The 14,375-nt window shown below is 60.3% G+C and carries 13 protein-coding genes; 8 read left to right on the top strand and 5 right to left on the bottom strand.

From position 1 onward, the window contains the following. Positions 1-42: 42 nt before the first annotated feature. Positions 43-915 (bottom strand): RNA polymerase factor sigma-32, encoded by an 873-nt coding sequence (locus FE840_RS03985; protein WP_138287015.1) that lies wholly within the window; start codon positions 913-915, stop codon positions 43-45. A gap of 396 nt (positions 916-1,311) precedes the next feature. After that, a complete protein-coding gene (gene leuB, locus FE840_RS03980) occupies positions 1,312-2,424 on the bottom strand; it encodes a 3-isopropylmalate dehydrogenase (RefSeq protein WP_138287016.1) in 1,113 nt (370 codons plus the stop codon). A gap of 212 nt (positions 2,425-2,636) precedes the next feature. Here leuB and FE840_RS03975 point away from each other — a divergent pair, with 212 nt between their 5' ends. Next, positions 2,637-3,587, top strand: a complete 951-nt coding sequence (locus tag FE840_RS03975) for a pyridoxal-phosphate dependent enzyme (protein ID WP_138287017.1) — start codon at positions 2,637-2,639, stop codon at positions 3,585-3,587. A 74-nt stretch (positions 3,588-3,661) separates the two neighbouring features. On the opposite strand, the gene leuD is transcribed toward FE840_RS03975, so the two are convergent. Continuing rightward, a complete protein-coding gene (leuD, locus tag FE840_RS03970; protein ID WP_138287019.1) occupies positions 3,662-4,267 on the bottom strand; it encodes a 3-isopropylmalate dehydratase small subunit in 606 nt (201 codons plus the stop codon). A 201-nt stretch (positions 4,268-4,468) separates the two neighbouring features. Next, entirely contained in the window at positions 4,469-4,699 is a 231-nt protein-coding gene (locus FE840_RS03965; protein WP_171033686.1) for a hypothetical protein, read from the bottom strand. 110 nt (positions 4,700-4,809) lie between these two features. Between FE840_RS03965 and FE840_RS03960 the strand changes: the two genes are divergently transcribed. After that, positions 4,810-5,718, top strand: a complete 909-nt coding sequence (locus FE840_RS03960) for an HpcH/HpaI aldolase/citrate lyase family protein (RefSeq protein ID WP_138287021.1) — start codon at positions 4,810-4,812, stop codon at positions 5,716-5,718. After that, positions 5,715-5,921, top strand: a complete 207-nt coding sequence (locus FE840_RS03955; RefSeq protein WP_138287023.1) for a DUF1737 domain-containing protein — start codon at positions 5,715-5,717, stop codon at positions 5,919-5,921. The genes FE840_RS03960 and FE840_RS03955 overlap by 4 nt, the downstream gene beginning before the upstream one ends. 86 nt (positions 5,922-6,007) lie before the next feature. Here FE840_RS03955 and FE840_RS03950 read toward each other — a convergent pair whose 3' ends face one another. Beyond that, entirely contained in the window at positions 6,008-6,448 is a 441-nt protein-coding gene (locus FE840_RS03950; RefSeq protein ID WP_138287024.1) for a metallopeptidase family protein, read from the bottom strand. A 157-nt stretch (positions 6,449-6,605) separates the two neighbouring features. Here FE840_RS03950 and FE840_RS20835 point away from each other — a divergent pair, with 157 nt between their 5' ends. The 5 genes from FE840_RS20835 (at position 6,606) to bfr (ending at position 13,602) form a co-directional block, all read left to right on the top strand. Beyond that, complete coding sequence (locus FE840_RS20835) at positions 6,606-7,562, top strand: hypothetical protein (RefSeq protein ID WP_246318841.1); 957 nt, start codon at positions 6,606-6,608, stop codon at positions 7,560-7,562. After that, positions 7,456-9,060, top strand: a complete 1,605-nt coding sequence (locus FE840_RS03945) for a DNA polymerase Y family protein (protein ID WP_246318884.1) — start codon at positions 7,456-7,458, stop codon at positions 9,058-9,060. Before FE840_RS20835 ends, FE840_RS03945 begins: the two co-directional genes overlap by 107 nt. Further along, positions 9,057-12,455 (top strand): error-prone DNA polymerase, encoded by a 3,399-nt coding sequence (locus tag FE840_RS03940; RefSeq protein WP_138287028.1) that lies wholly within the window; start codon positions 9,057-9,059, stop codon positions 12,453-12,455. The genes FE840_RS03945 and FE840_RS03940 overlap by 4 nt, the downstream gene beginning before the upstream one ends. 87 nt (positions 12,456-12,542) lie before the next feature. After that, positions 12,543-12,881, top strand: a complete 339-nt coding sequence (locus tag FE840_RS03935) for a (2Fe-2S)-binding protein (protein WP_343058644.1) — start codon at positions 12,543-12,545, stop codon at positions 12,879-12,881. Between the two features lie 235 nt (positions 12,882-13,116). After that, entirely contained in the window at positions 13,117-13,602 is a 486-nt protein-coding gene (gene bfr, locus FE840_RS03930) for a bacterioferritin (RefSeq protein ID WP_138287030.1), read from the top strand. Positions 13,603-14,375 lie beyond the last annotated feature (773 nt).

Here is a 14,375-nt window from a genome sequence, read left to right as displayed (position 1 = left end):
GCCGGCTCGGATGCCGGCTTTTTCGTAAATTGAAGTCTTCTTTCAGAACGCCATTTCGGTGCGGCCCTCGGCGGGCGCATAGGGCGCGAGCGCCTGTTTCAGCTTTTCCATGGCGCGGGTCTCGATCTGGCGGACACGTTCCTTGGAAATGCCAAGCTCGGCACCGAGTTCTTCGAGCGTCGCCCCTTCTTCCGCAAGGCGTCTGGCCTTGATGATGCGGGTCTCGCGTTCGTTCAGGCTGCCCATCGCGGATGTCAGCCAGCCTTTCCAGCGTTCGCCGTCGATGATCGAGGTCACCTGCTCGTCGGGTGCAATCTCGTTGCTTTCCAGCATTTCCAACTGCTCGGTGCCCTCGCCATTGCGACCTGCCACCGGCGTCTGCAGCGAGGTGTCATTGCTCGTCAGGCGGGCGTCCATAGACTGCACATCCGCAAGGCTGACGCCGAGGGCGGATGCGATTTCCTGATGGATCGCCTGATCCGACAGGCGGTTGTCGCCCTGGGCAAGCTTGGCGCGCAGGCGGCGCAGGTTGAAGAACAGCGCCTTCTGGCTGGAGCTTGTCCCGCCGCGCACGATCGACCAGTTGCGCAGGATGTAGTCTTGCATCGACGCGCGGATCCACCAGCCTGCATAGGTCGAGAAGCGCACTTCCCGGCCGGGATCGAAACGGGCGGCGGCTTCGAGAAGGCCGATATAGCCCTCCTGGATCAGGTCGTTCAGCGGCAGGCCGAAGCCCCGGAATTTGGCCGCCATGGCAATCACCAGACGCATATGCGCCTGGGCGATGCGGTTGCGGGCACCCTGATCGTTGTGGTCCTTCCAGCGGATGGCGAGATCCAGCTCTTCCTCGCGCTCGAGATAGGGCTGCGCCATTGCATACTTGATAATATGTCTGTCAGCGGACATGGCTTTCATCGATGTCTCCATGGTCGGTTCGGACAGTTTTCCGCCCAGATCCGATTTTGGCCGTCGGACCTCAACGGGGCACCGTCCATTCGGGTTCCACGGGAGAGGAGATGTTTCGTCGCCTCGGCTATGGTCCCGCTATCAAGCGTTCCAGACCATATTACGCAGCCGTGAGCGGATCGGATTGCTCAGCCGGTCGCATTCTTGTCTGCATTGACCTGCGACAAACTGTGCTTGGCATAGGTAGGGGAGACGAGAGGTCCGGTCGGCATCCATGTCGAGACCGGACGCATCGAAGGCATCAGCCTTCCAAAGGTGAAGGAGGGCGCAGGATCTGCGCCGTCCATTGATCATGGCGTGAACCAGGCCTTTGCAGCTATTGCCTGCGGGCCTGATCCCAGGAAATCAGGCGGAAAGCGCCTTGAACTCGGCGAGGATCGCATCGCCCATCTCGGCAGTGCCCACCTTTGTGCAACCTTCGGCCATGATGTCGCCGGTGCGGATGCCCTTGTCGAGGACATTGGCGATCGCCTTTTCCAGCGTGTCGGCTTCCTTGACCATGTTGAAGGAGTAGCGCAGGCACATGGCAAAGGAGGCGATCATGGCGATCGGGTTGGCGATACCCTTGCCGGCGATGTCCGGTGCGGAACCATGCACGGGCTCGTAGAGCGCCTTGCGCTTGCCGGTCTTGGCATCCGGGGCACCGAGCGAGGCCGACGGCAGCATGCCGAGCGAACCGGTCAGCATGGCGGCAACGTCCGACAGCATGTCGCCGAACAGGTTGTCGGTGACGATGACGTCGAACTGCTTCGGCGCGCGCACCAGCTGCATGCCGCCGGCATCGGCCAGCATGTGGTCAAGCTTCACGTCAGAGAACTTCTCCTTGTGGGTCGCGGTGACGACCTGGTTCCACAAGACGCCCGACTTCATGACGTTGCGCTTTTCCATCGAGCAGACGGCATTCTTGCGGGTGCGGGCGAGTTCGAAGGCGACGGAGGCGATGCGCTCGATTTCGTAGGTATCATAGACCTGCGTGTCGATGGCGCGCTTCTGGCCATTGCCAAGATCGGTGATGGTCTTCGGCTCGCCGAAATAGACGCCACCGGTCAGTTCGCGGACGATGAGGATATCGAGACCCTCGACCAGTTCCGGCTTCAGCGAGGAGGCGTTGGCGAGCGCCGGATAGCAGATTGCCGGACGCAGGTTGGCGAAGAGTTCGAGATCCTTGCGCAGGCGCAGGAGGCCGGCTTCCGGGCGAACTTCGTAAGGCACGTCATCCCACTTCGGACCGCCGACGGCACCGAAGAGAACGGCGTCGGCTGCGAGCGCCTTGGCCATGTCTTCTTCCGAGATCGCCGCGCCATGGGCGTCATAGGCGCAGCCGCCGACCAGGCCCTCATCGGTGACAAAACCGGCGCCCATTTCGTCGTTCATATAGGCGATGATCTTGCGGACCTCGCCCATGGCTTCCGGACCAATGCCGTCACCGGGCAGGAGAAGAAGATTGCGCTCAGTCATGAAAGCCTCCGCTCAAAAACAAGTTGCGGTCTCTTAGACCCCGCGACAGGCCTTTTCAAGCGAGCAAAGGCTTGAAACGGTACGGTTTGGGCACGCCGTAAGTCATATCCTGCAATGCCAAGGTGATGCACCTGAATGGTTGACCGTTTGGCGTCTGACGTTCACAACTCAGCTGCTTCGCAATTCTTGATAATACCCCCGCAGAGTATCCCATGTCCCCTTCTGCCGCTCCCCTCTCCGTGCCGCTCCACCTCCATACCCCGCTTCTTCAGACGCGGGCGGACTATAGTGCCTGTGGCAAGCCGCTTCTTCTGAAGATGGACGCGCTGCAGCCATCCGGCAGTTTCAAGCTGCGTGGCGTCGGGCTTCTGTGCCAGCGTGAGGTGGCCGCTGGTGCCCGCGAGATATTTTGCGCCTCGGGAGGCAATGCCGGCATAGCCGCTGCCTATGCCGGGCGGGCGCTTGATGTGCCGGTGACCATCGTCGTGCCGGAAACAACCAGTCCGGAGGTGCGTCGGCAGATTGCGGCAACGGGTGCGGACGTGCTGGTGCATGGCGCGGTCTTTGACGAGGCCAATGCCCATGCCATCGCTATGGCGGAGGCGAGAGACGCAGCTTATGTTCATCCCTTCGATCATCCCTCGCTGTGGGAGGGGCATGCCAGCCTGATCGATGAGGTGGTGGAGGATGGCGCTGCCTTTGATTGTGTCATCACGAGCGTCGGTGGTGGAGGCCTGCTGGCCGGCATCGTGGCCGGACTGAAGCGCAACGGTTTGTCGAATGTGCCGGTGATCGCTGTCGAGACGGAAGGGGCGGCCTCTTTTCATGCGAGCCTTGAGGCGGGTACGCACGTGACGCTGCCCGCGATCACCTCGATTGCCAATTCCCTTGGTGCCCGCCGTGTTGCGCCCCATGTCTTTGATCTGCCCAATCACCACCCGATTGAAAGTGTCCTCGTGAGCGATGCGCAGGCGGTTCAGGCGTGCCTCAAGTTTGCCGATGCGCAGCGGGTGCTGGTCGAGCCTGCCTGTGGCGCAGCCCTTGCGGTGGCGGATGTTCATTTTGAGCTTCTGCAGGGCTTTGAAAGGCCGCTGATTGAGGTCTGCGGCGGGATTGGCGTGTCCCTGGCGAAGCTTGAGACCTGGCGGAGCCAGTTCGGCTGATGCGAGCGCTCACCATGAAAAAAGCCGGGCTCTAAACCCGGCTTTGTCATTCATTCTGTCGTGTCGCCGTAGGCTCAGGCCCAGGGGCGCTGGGCAGCGTTCGACTTTTCGAAATTCGCGATGCTCGAGGCCTTTTCCAGCGTCAGGCCGATATCGTCGAGGCCGTTCAGCATGCAGTGGCGCTTGAATGCATCGATTTCGAAGGTGATCTTGCCGCCGTCCGGACCGGTGATCTCCTGGGCTTCCAGATCGACCGTCAGCACGGCGTTGGAGCCGCGCGAGGCATCGTCCATCAGCTTGTCCAGGTTTTCCTGGCTGACGATGATCGGCAGGATGCCGTTCTTGAAACAGTTGTTGTAGAAGATGTCGGCAAAGGACGTGGAGATCACGCAGCGGATACCGAAATCGAGAAGTGCCCAAGGGGCGTGTTCGCGCGAGGAGCCGCAGCCGAAGTTGTCGCCGGCGACCAGGATCTGCGCATTGCGATAGGCGGGCTTGTTCAGAACGAAATCCGGGTTTTCCGAGCCGTCTTCGTTGTAGCGGGCTTCGGCAAACAGGCCGGTGCCGAGACCGGTTCGCTTGATCGTCTTCAGATAATCCTTCGGGATGATCATGTCCGTGTCGATATTGACAACCGGAAGCGGCGCGGCGACGCCGGTGAGCTTTACAAACTTATCCATCAATCCTGCCTTCGATCCTGCCGTTCATCGTTCGAACGTCTCGCCCATAGAGGAAAATCTGGCTGATTTGAAGGAGAATCTTGTTGGGGAACTTCGCAACTGCGATAAAAGCCGCAAGATCAGGTGCCTTTGGTGGCAATGCATGCTCGCACAGAAGCAGGGCGATCCGCAGAAGGCCCTGCATAAATCTGTCAGCCAGTTTTACTGGTCGATGATCGTCCCGCGACCGTCGTTCCAGACGCGCATTTCACGCTCTTTGCGGGTCTTGGCATAGACCGGACGCGGCTTGGCCTTGAGCATCAGCATCCGGGCGCCAAGCGTTGCCGTCAAAAGCAGGCCGACGATCAGTGTCAGCGAAACGGCAAAGGCTGCAGCGATACCCATTACGGCAAGACCGGCAACAGCGAAGAGAGCGGAACGAATATTCTGCATGATGTTGATCCTTTCACAGATGCAAGGTGGTCCTTCTTTTCCCGCAATGCAAGAGGTTTTCACCGAAATGTCATCTTGCGCCCTGCCGCAAAGATTGACAGAACTCAGCCATGCAATTGACCTCGTCCCGGCAAGACCATTTCGTGCGGCGCTCTCTTCTGACCGTGCCGGCCATCAATGGCCGAGCGCTTGAAAAGGCCGTGACGCTGTCTTGCGATGGTATCATCTTCGATCTGGAAGATTCCGTCGCGCCGGAGATGAAGGCCGAAGCGCGGGATAAGCTGCGGAATTTTATGAAGAATTCGCCTCTTGGCCTGCGAGAGGGCATTATCCGCATCAATGGCGTCGATACGCCCTTTCTGGATGCGGATCTTGATCTGGTGGCCAGTGTTCGCCCCGATGCCGTGCTGATCCCCAAGGTCGAGACGCCCGAAGATCTGATCCTCATCGCCGAGCGGCTGAAGGCGAAAGATGCGACGCAAGGCCTCAGTCTCTGGGCGATGATCGAAACGCCGAAGGGAGTGCTGAATGCCGGGGCGATTGCAGCGCTCGGGCGCAATGGCGGCGGATTGCTCGACTGTTTCGTTGTCGGGCTGAATGATCTGCGCAAGGCAACCGGCATTCCGCGCGAGCCGAACCGCACCTATCTCGTGCCCTTCCTGATGCAGATCCTGCTCGCCGCTCGCGCCCATGGATTGTCTGCGATCGACAGCGTCTCGAATGATTTCAGGGATATCGAGGCCTTTGGCCCCGAATGCGCCCAAGGCCGCGCCATGGGTTATGACGGCAAGATGCTGATCCACCCGGCCCAGATCGAGCCCGCCAACCAGCATTTCGGACCTTCCGATGGGGAAATTGCCGAGGCAAGGGCGATTATTGAGGCGTTCTCAACGCCGGAGGCGGCAAATCTCAATGTCATCAATCTCGACGGTAAAATGGTCGAGCGGCTGCATCTCGAAGACGCCGAACGGCTGATGGCCCAAATTCAGATCATCGAAAGAAGAAAGACCATAGCATGAAACTTTACCGTTTTCTCACCGGCCCTGATGATGCCAGCTTCTGCCATCGTGTGACGGACGCGCTCAACAAGGGCTGGGAGCTTCATGGATCGCCTTGCCATACCTTCAATGCAGCGGAGAACAGGCTCTATTGCGGCCAGGCGGTGGTGAAGACCGTGCATGGCAAGGATTATGATCCGGACATGAAGCTCGGCGAGCAGTAATCGGTCGCTAAGGCTGGAAAAGCCTGGTGGCTCCATGCGACCAGGCTTGCTGCATCGGAAGGCCGGGTTCAGCCCGTTTCTTTCCGTCAGTTGTTGGCCGCAGCGTCCTCGGCGCTTTCCTCGATCCGCTCCATGTCGTCGTCGGACAGGCCGAAATGGTGGCCGATCTCATGGATCAGGACATGGGTGATGATGTCGCCGAGGGTTTCCTCGTTTTCGGCCCAGTAATCGAGGATCGGGCGTCGATAGAGCGTGATCTTGTTGGGGATTTCGCCGGTTTCCATTGAAAAGCGTTCGGAAATACCGCGCCCTTCGAACAGGCCCAGAAGGTCGAAGGGGGTTTCCAGCGCCATGTCCTCGAAGACATCATCGGTTGGGAAATCGGTGATCTCGATGACCAGATCCTTGGTCAGGGCACGAAATTCCTCAGGCAGATGACCATAGGCTTCAATGGCCAGCGACTCGAATGCGCTGATCGTGGGGGCGTGGCGATCCCGCCAATCCTCGGTCTGGTCAATACGGGCCATGGGTACTCCTTACTTGTGCCGACATATAGGCGTTTTGCCCGATCATTTCGAGAGCAAATCCGGATGAGGAATAAATTCTCATCTGAATCCGGTTGACTCTTTTAGCAAGCTCTGGAATCCATAAGAACATATAGAGAACAAAAACGGAGATGACGTCATGGGCAGCCATGCTCAGACGCAGGAGCAGCTTTTTGCCTTGCGACAGACGATTGCCCGCATCGAGGGCAAGTCGGACCATGGCGCGCGTTTGTCTGCCCTGGCCGGCGGGGACGCCAATGCCAAGGATACCGGTTCGGCTGCGGAACGGAAAGCCTTTGATCTTGAGGGATGTTTCGAGGCGTTGAAGGCCGAATGGCTGCGGCCTGGACTGATGCTGGAGCTGCGCGGCGAGCGTCTGCAGCAGGCCGGTGCCGTCAGCGGACTTGGTCTTTCCATCGCAGCGATGCGCGCAAGCCTTGCCCATAAGGAGCGAAGCCTTCCCGACCGGATGCTGCTGATCTCCGATCCCCATGTGGCGCGTGAAAGCGGCCTCCTATACGGGCCTGGACTTGTCGATTTCGGCCTTGCGGCAGGCGAAATCGTCCATGCGATGCCCCGCCGGATCGAGGATGCATTGTGGCTTACGGAAGCCGCGCTTGTGTCCCGTGCCTTTTCGACCGTGCTCTTCGAGGTGCATGGCAATCTGAAGAAATTCGGGCTGACCGAAAGCCGCCGTCTGAGCCTGAAGGCGCGCAGTGCCGGTCGGGCACTCCTGATCCTGCGTCAGGCCGGCGAGGAAGAGGCATCGAGCGCCAGCCTGCGCCTTCTTGTCAAACCCGCGCCGGCGGCGGCGCGTCAACTGTCCGATGGGGGCCCGCTTGGCGGCAGCATGGGCCATCCCGCCTTTTCGATCCGTATCGAGAAATCCCGCGCTGCGGAGCTTTTCGATCTAACCCTGGAGTGGAACCCTGATGAACGCCGCCTTTACCCCCTCGCTCCTGCAGACCGCGCCCGATTGCGACCGTCGGATCCTGTCGCTCTATTTCCCGAGGCTGTCGACCGACCGCATCGCCCGCAGGCGCTGGGGACTGTCATGGCGTTCGCCGGGGCAGGCGGGATCCACCGGGCATCCTGAGGCTGCCGGTCAGACCCTGCCGCCACTGGTCTGTGCCGGGCGTGTCGCCAACAATCTCCGACTGACGGCGCTGGATGAAAGGGCGGAAAGCTTCGGCCTGCGTATCGGCCAGGGGCTGGCGGAAGCGCGTGCCATCTGCCCGGCCATCGAGGTGATCGAGGCCGATCCGGATGCTGATCGCAGCTTTCTCGAGGCGATTGCCGACTGGTGTGATCGTTATACGCCGCTTGTCGCCATTGATGGCAGCGATGGGTTGATGCTCGATATCACGGGCTGCGCCCATCTCTTTGGCGGCGAGGCAAACCTGCTGGCTGATCTGACGGCCCGGCTTTGCGGCCTTGGGCTTGAAGTCGAGGCGGCCATCGGCCCCACACCCGGTCTTGCCCAGGCCTGCAGCCGCCATCAGGGGCCGGCAATCGTCGCGATTGCCGAGGCCCCGGACGTGTTGTCCCCGCTGCCGGTCAAGGCGCTCCGGCTTGCTGCCGAGATTGTCGTCGACATGGCGCGTGTCGGCCTGAAGACGATCGGCGATCTTCTCTCGGCTCCGCGTGCGCCGATCATGCGCCGCTTCGGTCCCTCGCCGATCTTGAGACTCGATCAGGCGCTCGGGCTTGAAGGCGAGCCGATTTCGCCGCGCCGGGTCCCGGCCATGATTTCGGTGGAGCGGCGCCTTGCCGAGCCGATCAGCGAGGAGGAGCATATTCTTGATCTCGCCGGTCGTCTGGCGGCGGGGCTTCGGGCAACGCTTGAAGCCCGCGCCGAGGGCGGGCGTCTCTTCGAACTCATGCTGTTTCGCCTTGATGGCCGGGTGTTTCGCATCGAGGTCGGCGCCTCTGCACCGCTGCGCGATCCGCAGCGTATCCGGGCGCTGTTCGAAGAGCGCCTCTCGGTGCTGCGTGATGGTCTGGATGCCGGCTTCGGTTTCGAGCTTCTGCGGCTCAATGTCTTGCGCAGCGAGGCTTTTGAGAACCGTCAGGCAAAGCTCGATGATGAGGATGGCGAAGGCGAGCAGCTGACCCGTTTTGTCGATCAGGTGGCCGCCCGGCTCGGCACACGGGCGCTCAGCCTGCCTCTCTCGCTTTCCAGCCATTGGCCGGATCGGGCAAGCGCGCATCAGCCGCTTTCCGATGCGCTGGCGCTTCTTTCAGCCGGCTCACCATCGGCTGCTTCCGTCCTCGATGCCGGGTCGCGCCCGCCGGTGCGTGGTCTTCGCCCGCTTCGGTTTCTCGCCCGCGCCGAAGAGGTGGAGGTCATGTCGTCCGTGCCCGACGGCCCGCCGGCAAGCTTCCGCTGGCGCCGGCTGCAACGGCGCATCCTGAAGGCGGAAGGGCCGGAACGGATCGCACCGGAATGGTGGATCGATGGTGAAGAGGCGCCGCCACGCGATTATTTCCGCGTCGAGGATACGGCGGGGCAGCGCTTCTGGCTCTATCGCGAAGGGCTTTACGAACGGCCCGGTCGCAAGCCCTCCTGGTTCCTGCAGGGCTTTTTCGCATGAGTACGCCCGAATTCTTCGAGATCGGTCTCAAAAGCAATTTCTCCTTTCTCGAAGGTGCCTCCCATGCCGAGGATCTGGTGCGAACGGCCCTGTCGCTGGGCTTGTCCGGCATCGGTCTTGCCGATCGCAATACGGTTGCCGGTGTTGTGCGCCTGCATGCCTCGGCCAAGCTCAACGGCCTTGCCTTTCGCCCCGGTGCCCGTCTCGTCTTTGCCGACGAGACACCGGAGCTTCTCGCCTATCCGGTCAACCGGCGCGGCTGGGGTCATCTCTGCCGCTTGCTCAGCGCCGGCAATCTGCGCTCGGCCAAGGGGGTCTGTACGCTCTATCAGGCGGATCTCTTTGACTGGGCTGAGGATCTTCTCTTTGTCGTCATGCCGCCAAGCCTGGCCGGGCCGGTGGCGGTCGATGATTTCTCACGGCGTCTTGCGCCGCTTGCCGAGCGGTTTTGCACGCCATCCGGTATGTCATCGAAAAGCCAGCTGCACCTGGCCCTGGTGCCGCGCCATGACGGGTTTGACCGCAAGAGCTTTGCCGAACTGGCGCTGATCGCCAGCCGTTTCGGCCTGCCGCTGATTGCCACCAATGATGCGCGCTATCACGAGCCCGAGCGCAAGCCTCTCGCCGATGTGCTGGTGGCGATCCGTGAGCATGTTCCGGTTGCAGAAGCCGGTTTTCGCCTTGAGGCCCATGGCGAGCGCCACATGAAGACGCCGCGCGAAATGGCACGGTTGACGAAGGATTATCCCGAGGCAATTGCCAATAATGCCCATTTCTTTCGCCGGCTCACTTTCTCGCTGGATGAGCTGTCCCACCAGTATCCGGAGGAAAGCGTCGATGGCGAGCCGTCGGCTCTCGCGCTGCGTCGACTCACCTATGAAGGGGCCAACCGCCGCTTTCCGCAGGGCATTCCCGAAAAAGTGCTGAAGCTCCTCGATTACGAGCTGAAGCTGATCGCGGACAAACGTTACGAGCCCTATTTCCTGACGGTGCACCGCATTGTCTGCCATGCCCGGTCGGAAAATATCCTCTGCCAGGGCCGGGGTTCGGCGGCCAATTCCGCCGTCTGCTATTGTCTGGGCATTACCGAGGTCAATCCGGAGCGAACGACCCTCCTCTTTGACCGCTTCATCTCGACCGAGCGTGACGAACCGCCGGATATCGATGTCGATTTCGAGCATGAAAGGCGTGAAGAGGTGATCCAGTTCATCTACCGCGCCTATGGGCGCGAACATGCAGCGCTCACCGCCGCCGTCATCAGCTACCGGGCGCGCTCGGCGGGCCGCGAGGTGGCCAAGGCCTTCGGTCTGTCTGAGGATGTGCAATCGGCGCTGGCCGGCTCCATCTGGGGCTGGTGGACCAGCGACTTCACCGAGGAGCAGGCGCGGGCCGCCGGCCTCGATCTCAAGGATCCGACCACAAGGCGGGTGATGGATTATGCCCAGCTGCTGCAGGGCTTTCCCCGCCATCTGTCGCAACATGTCGGCGGCTTCGTCATCACGAGCGACCGGCTGGACGAGGTGGTGCCGATCATGAACACCGCCGATGGCCGTTACATGGTCGAGTGGGACAAGGACGATCTCGACACGCTGAAGATCCTGAAGATCGATGTGCTGGCGCTTGGCATGCTGACCTGCCTTGCCAAGGCGCTTCGAATGCTCAGCCTGCATTATGATCGCGATGAAACGCTGGCTTCCATCAACGAGGACCAGCAGGATGCCGTCTATGACATGATCTGCCGGGCCGATACGATCGGCGTCTTCCAGATCGAAAGCCGGGCGCAGATGAGCATGCTGCCAAGGCTGAAGCCCCGCATCTTCTATGATCTGGTGATCGAGGTGGCGATCGTGCGTCCCGGCCCGATCCAGGGCAATATGGTCCATCCCTATCTCAAGCGTCGCGAGGATCAGCGGGCCGGGCGTCCCATCACCTATCCGGGACCGGAACTCGAAACCGTCCTGAAGCGCACGCTTGGCGTGCCGCTCTTTCAGGAACAGGCCATGCAGATCGCGATCACGGCAGCCGGCTTCACGCCGGCGGAAGCCGATCAGCTGCGTCGCGCCATGGCAACCTTCCGGCGCACTGGCCAGGTTTCAAGCTTTCAGAAGCGCATGATCGAAGGCATGGTCCAAAAGGGTTATGATGCCGAGTTCGCCGCCCGCTGCTTCAGCCAGATCGAAGGTTTTGGCGAATATGGCTTTCCGGAAAGCCATGCGGCCTCCTTTGCGCTCCTCGTCTATGTCTCCTGCTGGTTCAAGACCTATTATCCGGATATCTTCTGTGCCGCCCTGCTCAATTCCCAGCCCATGGGCTTTTATGCTCCGGCCCAGCTTGTGCGCGATGCCCGCGAACATGGCGTCGACATCCGACCGGTGGATATCAATCATTCGACCTGGGACAATGAGCTGGAAGCCGATGAAGACGATGCCGCAGGCAGACCCGTCTTCGATCCGGCGCGGATTGCATCGCGCCATCGCAGCATGGGCAATGTCATCCTCACGAAGAAAGCCGTGCGTCTCGGCTTTCGCCAGATCAAGGGGCTGAAAGAGGCCGATCTGAAGGTTCTGATTGCGGCGCGCGGCAAGGGCTATGATTCCGTACGTGATCTCTGGCTGCGCACGCGGCTCTCCCGCGCCGTCATCGAAAAGCTCGCCGATGCCGATTGCTTCTCTTCCCTTGGGCTTAGCCGACGCGATGCGCTTTGGGCGGCACAGGCGCTCGATGGCCAGCAGGCCGTGGAAGTCCTCCCGCTGTTTGAGCAGGTTGCGACCGAGGCCTTGCAGGACGAGGCGGAAATGGATCTGCCGCGCATGCTGCCGGGGGAGGAGGTCTTGAGTGACTACCGAACATTGACCTTCTCGCTCAAGGCCCATCCCTTGAGCTTCCTCAGACCCGACATGCGCCGCGCCGGACTGAAATCCTCTGCTGATCTCGAAGATCTAAGCCATGGTCAGACCGTCCAGCTCGCAGGCCTGGTGCTTGTGCGGCAAAGGCCGGGCTCTGCCAAGGGCGTTATCTTCATGACCATCGAGGATGAAACCGGTACCGCCAATATCATTGTCTGGCCCAAGACCTTCGAGCGCTACCGGCCTGTTGTCATGGGCGCACGTCTGGTTGCCATTCGTGGGCGTCTGCAAAAGGCGCATGGCGTCATTCATGTCGTTGCCGAACACATTGTCGATGCCACGGCCCGTCTGGGGCTGTTGACCCGTGATCTCAAGCATTTCGATGTGCTTGCCCATGCGGACGAAGTGCGCCGGCCGGGTGTCGATCAGCGACAGGGCAAGGCGCCGATGGTCAAGCCTCCGCCGGGTCTTGCCGCACCAGTCCCTGCCGGTCATCCCCGGCGCACTGCCATGGCCGCACTTTTGCCCAAGGGGCGAAACTTTCACTAGACCTAAAATGGGGTAGGGGTCGGCTCCTATTTTTCTTGACAAATGCCATCGTGTTTAGCAAAAAGAGGACATAAGAATTCATGTTTCATGGTTGATGCGTTCATGCTGGTCTGCAGCTGCAATTACATCACGGACAAAGAGATCAAGGCGGTCATCAACGAGATGCTCGATGAGGACTGTTGGCAGCTGATCGTTCCTGCCAAGGTCTACCACGCGATGAACAAGCGTGGCCGTTGCTGTGGCTGTTTCCCGAATGTGGTCGACCTGATTGTGCGCACCACGGAAGCCTATCACGCCAATCGCGAGACAGAGACGGCTGAAGTCGTGGATTTCATCGAACGTCTGAAGCGTTTTCACGCGGAGCAGAATGCGGAAATTGCCGAGCGTCGCAAGGCGATGCTCGAATCCCGTCGCGCAGCTGGCTGATTTTCTCTCCCATCACCATTCGTTTTTGGCCCGCCAGTGATCGCGGCAAGCAGTCGTCTGGGCTTGCTTCAGATATCCCACCCTTTCCTGCGTCAACCAGTCACCGTTTGAGACTTCGCAATCGGCCACGCTCGATGGCTTCCCAAAAACTTAGAACCTTTCTAAAAAGTATCTCGACAGAACGATGTTGCCGCACTATGGTTCCTGCAACCAAAACAAGCAGAGGATGTATGTCATGAAGGGTGATGCAAAGGTCATTGAGCGACTGAATGAGGCGCTGTTCCTGGAGCTTGGCGCAGTCAACCAGTATTGGCTCCACTATCGCCTTCTCGAAGACTGGGGCTATATCAAGCTGGCCAAGAAGGAGCGGGCTGAATCGATCGAAGAAATGCAGCATGCAGACAAGATCATCGCGCGCATCATCTTCCTCGAAGGCCATCCGAACCTCCAGACCGTTGCTCCGCTGCGTATCGGCCAGAATGTCAAGGAAGTGCTGGAAGCCGATCTCGCCGGCGAATATGACGCGCGCACGTCCTACAAGCTCTCGCGTGAAATCTGTCAGCAGGCCGGCGACTATGTAACGATGAAGATCTTCGAAGAGCTTCTGACCGACGAGGAAGGCCATATCGACTTCCTCGAAACCCAGCTCGAACTTCTGTCGACCATCGGCGAAGAAAAATACGGCCTCCTCAACGCCGCCTCCGCCGACGACGCCGAATAAGCCAATCAGTTTCGTGACAAAAGGCTCTGCAGCGGATGTTGCAGAGCCTTTTTTGCTGCGCCCCTTGCTTTCCCTCTGTCCTTCGCGCACCTTCCCTCTCCCCTTGAGGGAGAGGTTACAAAATCGAAGAGTTAGCCCGATCAGGGCTAAGCTTCTGATTTTGTTGGTGAGGGGGTGGTGAGGCGGGCAGGAATCTCCCCCTCACTGGGAATTTCTAGCACTTAGCCATAGGCTAAGATGCTGAAATTCCATTCTCTCCCTCCAAGGGAGAGAAAAGACCTTCATCACACTTTCGTGATCGAATTGCGCGCCGTCCTCAATTCCCCTCAATCCCTGCGGGTGAATGGGCCTGTTTCGCCTTCGCTTGGGGGATGAATTCTCCAAATTCCCCAATCTTTCCAATCACCATACCCCATTTTCATCCCCCTCCGTTTTCTCTGCCTCATACTCGTGCCGTTCCGCCCTCGGATACACCGGACATTGCGAAGTCCGGCGAGGCGGGGCCGGTGCCGGGGTGGAGGGCTGTCGCAGGTCCAAGATAACGGCGTCGCAACGGTCTCCCTCCCTTCGCCAGGAAGAAGGGACAACCGGCCCGGATGCCGGTTCCTGATCTTCCTGCCTGATCAGAAGGGGCGTGCCTGGGAGGCACACAAGGAGGCGTCCGGCGCAAATGCCGGATGACAAGACGGCGGGGAGCTCTGAAGATCCGACAAGGATCAAGGGGCCTCCCCGGGACTGAGGGTCCGGCCGGGGGTGCACATCCGGCGGGAACC

Source organism: Peteryoungia desertarenae (genome assembly GCF_005860795.2).
Classification (GTDB): domain Bacteria; phylum Pseudomonadota; class Alphaproteobacteria; order Rhizobiales; family Rhizobiaceae; genus Allorhizobium; species Allorhizobium desertarenae.
This window is presented reverse-complemented; position numbering and strand designations above follow the sequence as displayed.

Coding starts and splice junctions, on each gene's coding strand:
- FE840_RS03985 (WP_138287015.1), bottom strand. CDS start 915: ATGAAAGCCATGTCCGCTGACAGACATATTATCAAGTATGCAATGGCG.
- leuB (WP_138287016.1), bottom strand. CDS start 2,424: ATGACTGAGCGCAATCTTCTTCTCCTGCCCGGTGACGGCATTGGTCCG.
- FE840_RS03975 (WP_138287017.1), top strand. CDS start 2,637: ATGTCCCCTTCTGCCGCTCCCCTCTCCGTGCCGCTCCACCTCCATACC.
- leuD (WP_138287019.1), bottom strand. CDS start 4,267: ATGGATAAGTTTGTAAAGCTCACCGGCGTCGCCGCGCCGCTTCCGGTT.
- FE840_RS03965 (WP_171033686.1), bottom strand. CDS start 4,699: ATGCAGAATATTCGTTCCGCTCTCTTCGCTGTTGCCGGTCTTGCCGTA.
- FE840_RS03960 (WP_138287021.1), top strand. CDS start 4,810: ATGCAATTGACCTCGTCCCGGCAAGACCATTTCGTGCGGCGCTCTCTT.
- FE840_RS03955 (WP_138287023.1), top strand. CDS start 5,715: ATGAAACTTTACCGTTTTCTCACCGGCCCTGATGATGCCAGCTTCTGC.
- FE840_RS03950 (WP_138287024.1), bottom strand. CDS start 6,448: ATGGCCCGTATTGACCAGACCGAGGATTGGCGGGATCGCCACGCCCCC.
- FE840_RS20835 (WP_246318841.1), top strand. CDS start 6,606: ATGGGCAGCCATGCTCAGACGCAGGAGCAGCTTTTTGCCTTGCGACAG.
- FE840_RS03940 (WP_138287028.1), top strand. CDS start 9,057: ATGAGTACGCCCGAATTCTTCGAGATCGGTCTCAAAAGCAATTTCTCC.
- FE840_RS03935 (WP_343058644.1), top strand. CDS start 12,543: ATGGTTGATGCGTTCATGCTGGTCTGCAGCTGCAATTACATCACGGAC.
- bfr (WP_138287030.1), top strand. CDS start 13,117: ATGAAGGGTGATGCAAAGGTCATTGAGCGACTGAATGAGGCGCTGTTC.